This is a genomic window from Spirillospora sp. NPDC049652, from assembly GCF_040675125.1.
In the GTDB taxonomy this organism is placed as follows: domain Bacteria; phylum Actinomycetota; class Actinomycetes; order Streptosporangiales; family Streptosporangiaceae; genus Spirillospora.
The window spans coordinates 1-6,020 of sequence record NZ_JBFAOF010000411.1 but is presented as its reverse complement, the minus strand read 5'-3'; the positions used below and the strand labels follow the sequence as shown (position 1 = coordinate 6,020).

Sequence of the window (6,020 nt, the reverse complement as noted above, 5' to 3'; positions counted from 1 at the left end):
CTCGACGTCGCGGCCGCCTACGAGCGCACCCGCTCGGGCCGTGGCACCGGTCCCGGCCGTACCGACGGCCCCGGCGGCGACGCCCGCTCCGGTCGCGGCGACCGCGGCGGGGACACGACGGACGTCGGTTGACAACTCAACGAATTGGCGGAGGGAAACGCTCATGGCCCTGACCATCGGCGTCGATGTGGGCGGGACGAAGGTCGCCGCCGGTGTCGTCGACGACCGGGGGAACATCCTGGAGAAGGTGCGGCGGCCCACGCCGTCCACCAACCCCAAGGAGACCGCCGACACCATCGCCGAGGTCGTCGATCTGCTGAAGGGCAAGTTCGAGGACGTGACGGCCGTCGGGCTCGGCTGCGCCGGGTTCGTGGACGAGACCCGCTCGGTCGTGATGTTCGCGCCCAACCTGGCCTGGCGCGACGAGCCGATCAAGGCGATCGTCGAGAACCTGGTCGGGCTGCCGGTCGTGGTGGAGAACGACGCGAACGCCACCGCCTGGGGCGAGGCCCGCTACGGCGCGGGCCGCGGGCACGACTTCATGGTGCTGGTCGCGCTCGGCACCGGCATCGGCGGCGGCCTGGTCATCGACGGCGAGTTGTACCGGGGGCGGTTCGGGGTCGGCGCGGAGTACGGGCACGTCCGGGTCGTCCCGGACGGGCGCCGCTGCGGCTGCGGCAACCGGGGCTGCTGGGAGCAGTACGCCAGCGGGAACGCCCTGGTGTACGAGGCGCGGGAGCTGGCCCGGGTGTCCCCGGCGCTCGCCGGGCGCCTGCTGGAGCTCGGCGGCGGCAGGCCCGAGGGGATCAACGGCCCGCAGGTCACCGAGGCCGCCCGCGAGGGCGACGCGGCCGCGCTGGAGTGCTTCCGGACGATCGCGCAGTGGACCGGCCAGGGCCTGGCCGACCTCACCGCCGTGCTCGACCCGGGCTGCTTCGTGATCGGCGGCGGCCTGTCCGACGCGGGCGACCTGCTGCTGGAGCCCGTCCGGCAGGCGTTCACGAACGCCCTCACCGGCCGCGGGCACCGTCCGCTGCCCGAGATCAGGATCGCCGAGCTCGGCTCGGCCGCCGGCATCGTCGGCGCCGCCGACCTGGCCCGCCTCTGACCGCCCGCCTCCCGGCCCGCCCGGCTCAGGCCCACCGGGCGCGGGTCCGGCGGGTTCGAGTCCGGCGGGTTCGGCGGGTTCGGGCCGGGGGCGCGGGGTTCCGCTGACGTCCGAGGGGGAGGACGTGGCCGTGACGGTCCGTGTGGTCAGCTACAACATCAGATCGCTTCGGGACGACCCGGACGCGGTGGCGCGGGTCGTCCGCGCCCTGCGTCCGGACGTCCTGTGCCTCCAGGAGGTGCCGAGGTTCGCGAGCTGGTGGTGGCAGCGCCGCCGCCTCGCCCGCGCGTGCGGGATGCGCATCGCCGCCGGCCGCCGCGCCTGCGGGCTCGCGGTGTTCACCGCCCCGCGGGTCGAGCGGGTGGCCCGCGAGTTCCACCTGCTGTCCCGCGTCCCGGACCTGCACCGGCGCGGGCTGGCCGTCGCGGTCCTGCGGGTGGACGGGACGCCGCTCATCGCCGCCAGCACCCACCTGGACCTGGCCGACGAGCCGCGCCTGCGGCACGTGGGGGAGATCCTGGCGCTACTGGAGCGCGCGAAGGCCCGTCACCGGGCGCCGGTCGTCCTCACCGGGGACATCAACGAGGAACCGGACGGCCCCGCCTGGAGCCGCCTCGCCGACCGCTTCCAGGACGCCCACGCCGTCGCCTCCGAGGGTGACGCCCTCACCTTCTCCGCCGCCCGTCCCGACCGCCGCATCGACGGCGTGTTCGCGGACCGGGGCGTCGAGGTGCTGGGCTGCGGCGTCCCCACGGCCCCGGCCGCCCTGGTCGCCGACTACCCGGCGGCGACCGACCACCGCCCCGTCCTGGCGCGGCTCACCCTCTGACCGCCTATGGCGCGGTCAGATGACGGCGCCGTCGTCGTCCGGCGGACGCGGCTCGTCGCCCATGCGCAGCACGAGCGTGACGAAGCCCCCGATGAACGCGGCGACGGCGAGGAAGGCGGCCCAGCCGGGGACCTCCCAGTTCAGCACGACCGTGATCAGCAGGTAGAGCGGACCGCCGACCAGGGCGATCCAGGCGCCCTTGGTGAGCGGGTCGGCGTTCGGCAGCGGCGGCGGGGGCGGCGGGACGTAGTGGCCCTCCTCCTCCGCGGGCGGCGGCCCGTCCTCGTCGTCGTCGAGGTCGGCGGCCCTGATCACGCGGGCGCGGGGGAGGCGGCCGGTGCGGTCGTCGCCCTCACCGGGCGGGTCCTCGTCCTCGCGGATGTTCTCCTGGTCGGGCCAGGGGACGCGGTCGCCCTCGTGCACGGCGTCGAAGTTGGCGACCAGGTCGGCGAAGATCGCGGCCTCGTCGCGCTCGGACAGCGCGTCGGACGAGGTGGCCGCGGCCGGGCCGTCCGGCCGGGACGCCCCGGCCGCCTCGCCGCCGCCGGGACCCGGCTCGGCGTCGGGCTTCGGCGGGACGTCGTCGGCGGGACCGGGGGAGGGGTCCTCGGCGGCGGCGCCGTCCGAGCCCCGGGACGCCGCGTCGCGCAGGCGCGTGAGGTGGACCCGCAGGATGCCCTCGGCGGTGTGCTTGAGGTCGACGTCCACGTAGAGGCGGTCGAGCTCCTCGTCGGCGGACGGCTGCTCGGGCGGCGCGGCGTAGGCGGCGACGCCGGCCTCGCGCAGCGCGTCGAGCATCGCGTCCGCGAGGTGGGGGGCGAGATCCACCAGCGGGGCGTAGGTGTCGGCGGTCAGGCCGTTGCCTCGGCGACTCACGGGGTCGGCTCCTTCGACTCCTGCGTGACCGATCGCACCGGCATGACGGCCTCCGCTCCCCCATTACTCTGTGTACGGCGAGTGCGCTCGCGCGTGCACGAGGCACGCCGGTCGGCGGCTCACCCGGACACCCCGAAACGTGTGTCCCACGGTATGCGCTGCGCCGCCCGGAACAAGCCCTCGGGCACACCCGATTGTGGTACTGCTGTACTTCCACAGCAGAGCCTACGGTCCCCGGGCACCCCCGCGCGCGCGAAGCCGCGGCCGGAGCGGGCCCGGGGTGTGGGCAGCACCCCGTCTAGATGGGAAGATGTCCCATCATCTCCCTCAGGAAGGTGCCGTCATGCTGTGGTTCTGGATCATGTTGCGGATCGTGCTGTCGCCGATCCTCTACCTGGTTTGGCTGCCGAGGAACTCCGGCATGAGGAACGTCCCCCGGCGGGGGCCGGCGCTGCTGGTGAGCAACCACCTGTCGTTCGCCGACCACTTCTTCGGGCCGCTGCCGCTGATGCGCCCGATCCTGTTCATCGGCAAGCGCGAGTACTTCACCGGCAAGGGCGTCAAGGGCCTCATCAGCAAGGGCTTCTTCACCGGCGTCGGCGTCGTCCCGGTGGACCGCACCGGCGGCAGCGCGGCCGAGGAGGCGCTCCAGACCGGCCTGCGGATCCTCGGCGAGGGCAAGCTGCTCGGCATCTACCCCGAGGGCACCCGCGCCCCCGACAACCGGCTGTACCGCGGCAAGACCGGGGTGGCGCGGCTGGCGCTCGCGTCCCGGGTGCCGGTGATCCCGATGGCCATGATCAACACCTTCGAGCTGATGCCGCCCGGCCAGACGCTGCCCAACCTGCGGCCGCGTCCGGGCGTCCGGTTCGGCAAGCCGCTCGACTTCTCCGAGTACTACGGCCAGGAGGACGACCGGGAGGTGCTGCGGAAGGTCACCGACCAGATCATGATGGCCGTCCGCGAGCTGTCCGGTCAGGAGTACGTGGACCGCTACGCCGCCGACGTGAAGGCCGAGCTGTCCGGCCGGGAGCCGCGCCGGTCGTCCGACGACGACGACGAGTGACGCCTTGGGGGTCGGGGCGGCGCTCTGGCGCTCGGTGGCGGTCTACCGGTTCCTCGCGCTCATCTACGCGGGCGTCCTGATCGTCTGGAACCAGGACAAGTACGAACGCCCCTACGCCGCCTGGATCGTGTTCGCCGGGATGGCCCTGTGGACCGGCTACGCCACGCTCGCCTACGGCGGCGGACGCAGGCAGCCCTGGCCGCTGCTGGCCGCCGACCTGCTGGTCGCGGTCGCCGCCGTCCTCGCCACGGCGTGGGTCGAGACGACGTTCGGGATCGCGCAGGGACGCCCGACCATCCCGGTCGCCTGGGTGGTCGCGGCGCTGCTGGCCTGGGCGGTGTCCGGCGGACGCCGCCTCGGCCTGGTCGCCGCCGCCGTGATCAGCGCCGCCGACCTGGTCGTGCACGCGCTGAACAGGTCGACGCCCGGACCGGTGACGTTCGGCAACATCGTCCTGCTGGTCCTGACCGGCCTGGTGGTGGGGCACGTCGTCCGGATGGCGCTGGACGCCGAGGCCCGCCTCGCCCGCGCCGTCGAGATGGAGGCGTCCACCCGCGAGCGCGAGCGGCTGGCCCGCGACATCCACGACTCGGTCCTCCAGGTGCTCGCGATGGTGCAGCGGCGCGGCGCGGAGGCGGGCGGCGAGGCCGCCGAACTGGGCCGCCTCGCCGGTGAGCAGGAGGTCGCGCTCCGCTCCCTCATCAGCGGCGCCCCGGCCCCGCGCCCCCGCCCGTCCGCGGACGCCGTCGTCGCGCGGGAGCAGGCGCCCGGCCCCGGCGGACCGTCCGACCTGCGGACCCGCCTGACCGCACTCTCCTCGGCCCGGGTCAGCGTCGCGACACCGGCGACGCCCGTCCTGCTGCCCGAACACGTCGCGGACGAACTGACGGCGGCCGTCGAGGCGGCGCTCGCGAACGTCCGCGCCCACGCCGGAGAGCACGCCCGCGCCTGGGTCCTGCTGGAGGACGACGGCGCCGGCGAGGTCATCGTCAGCGTCCGGGACGACGGCCCCGGCATCGCGCCCGGCCGCCTCGAACGAGCCGAGGCAGACGGCCGCCTCGGCGTGGTCCAGTCGATCCGCGGACGCGTCCGCGACCTCGGCGGCACCGTCGCCATCCACTCGACTCCGGGCGAGGGCACCGAACTGGAACTCACCATCCGCCGCCCCGCCTCCTAGTGACGAGCGCCCGGCGAGCCCGGTGCGCCGGAAGGTGGTCGATGGCGGGGTGCGGGGCGGGCAGGGCAGAGTGGGCGCATGAAGATCAGAGAGGCGACCGCCGCGGACTGGGCGGCCATCTGGCCGTTCTTCCACCGGATCGTGGCTGCGGGCGACACCTTCACCTTCCCCGTCGACCTCGATGTGGAGCGGGGCCGGGACTGGTGGCTGCTGCCCGCCCCCGACCGGACGGTCGTCGCCGTGGACGACGCGGGCACGGTTCTGGGCACGGCCAAGATGAACCGCAACCACCAGGGCAACGCCTCGCACATCGCCAGCGCCAGCTACATGGTCGATCCCGAGCATTCCGGACGCGGCGTGGGACGGGCGCTGTGCGAGTACACGCTGGAATGGGCGCGCGCGCAGGGATACCGGGCGATGCAGTTCAACGCGGTCGTCGAGACCAACGTCCGCGCGGTGCGGCTGTACGAGTCGCTGGGGTTCGACGTGGTCGGCACGCTGCCGGAGGGGTTCCGGCATCCGGCTGAGGGCTACGTGGGTCTGCACATCATGCACCGCCTCCTCTGACCTCGCGTCCGGCTGCGCCCTTGGGCTCGGCCTCGCCGACCGTGCCTCAGGGTTCGGCCTCGCCGACCGTGACCAGCCCGGACTCGTAGGCGCGGATGACGAGCTGGACGCGGTCGCGAGCGCCGAGCTTGGCGAGCAGGCTCGCGACGTGCGCCTTCGCGGTTCCGGGACTGATGTGCAGGCTCCGTCCCAGCTCGGCGTTCGACAGTCCGCGTCCGACGAGGGACAGCACCTCGCGTTCGCGCGCGGTGATCCCGGGGAGGGGGACGCGCTCGGGCCGTCCGGCGCCGGCCGGGCGGCCCGGGGGCGGCGGGCGGCGGGCCCCGGCCGACCCCCCCAGAGCCCTGTTGCGGCGGGGGGACCCGTGAACGGGATTGGACACAACTGAACACCACAC

At 74.5% G+C, this 6,020-nt stretch carries 7 protein-coding genes; 5 read left to right on the top strand and 2 right to left on the bottom strand.

Annotated elements, in window-relative coordinates:
• Positions 1–163: 163 nt before the first annotated feature.
• Entirely contained in the window at positions 164–1,108 is a 945-nt protein-coding gene (locus tag AB0J52_RS23715; protein WP_500184224.1) for an ROK family glucokinase, read from the top strand.
• 130 nt (positions 1,109–1,238) lie between these two features.
• Positions 1,239–1,937 (top strand): endonuclease/exonuclease/phosphatase family protein, encoded by a 699-nt coding sequence (locus AB0J52_RS23710; protein WP_500184223.1) that lies wholly within the window; start codon positions 1,239–1,241, stop codon positions 1,935–1,937.
• A gap of 15 nt (positions 1,938–1,952) precedes the next feature.
• On the opposite strand, the gene AB0J52_RS23705 is transcribed toward AB0J52_RS23710, so the two are convergent.
• Positions 1,953–2,813, bottom strand: a complete 861-nt coding sequence (locus AB0J52_RS23705; protein WP_500184222.1) for a hypothetical protein — start codon at positions 2,811–2,813, stop codon at positions 1,953–1,955.
• Between the two features lie 343 nt (positions 2,814–3,156).
• Here AB0J52_RS23705 and AB0J52_RS23700 point away from each other — a divergent pair, with 343 nt between their 5' ends.
• The 3 genes from AB0J52_RS23700 (at position 3,157) to AB0J52_RS23690 (ending at position 5,623) form a co-directional block, all read left to right on the top strand.
• A complete protein-coding gene (locus tag AB0J52_RS23700; protein ID WP_500184220.1) occupies positions 3,157–3,879 on the top strand; it encodes a lysophospholipid acyltransferase family protein in 723 nt (240 codons plus the stop codon).
• 4 nt (positions 3,880–3,883) lie between these two features.
• Positions 3,884–5,056, top strand: coding sequence for a MacS family sensor histidine kinase (gene macS, locus AB0J52_RS23695; RefSeq protein WP_500184218.1), 1,173 nt, complete (start codon positions 3,884–3,886; stop codon positions 5,054–5,056).
• A 78-nt stretch (positions 5,057–5,134) separates the two neighbouring features.
• The gene (locus AB0J52_RS23690) at positions 5,135–5,623 is read left to right on the top strand and encodes a GNAT family N-acetyltransferase (RefSeq protein ID WP_500184217.1); all 489 of its coding nucleotides are present in this window, start codon (positions 5,135–5,137) and stop codon (positions 5,621–5,623) included.
• Positions 5,624–5,669: 46 nt separating this feature from the next.
• Here the strand turns inward: AB0J52_RS23690 and AB0J52_RS23685 are convergent.
• On the bottom strand, positions 5,670–6,020 hold a 351-nt coding region (locus AB0J52_RS23685; RefSeq protein WP_500184216.1), incomplete at its 5' end, for a response regulator transcription factor.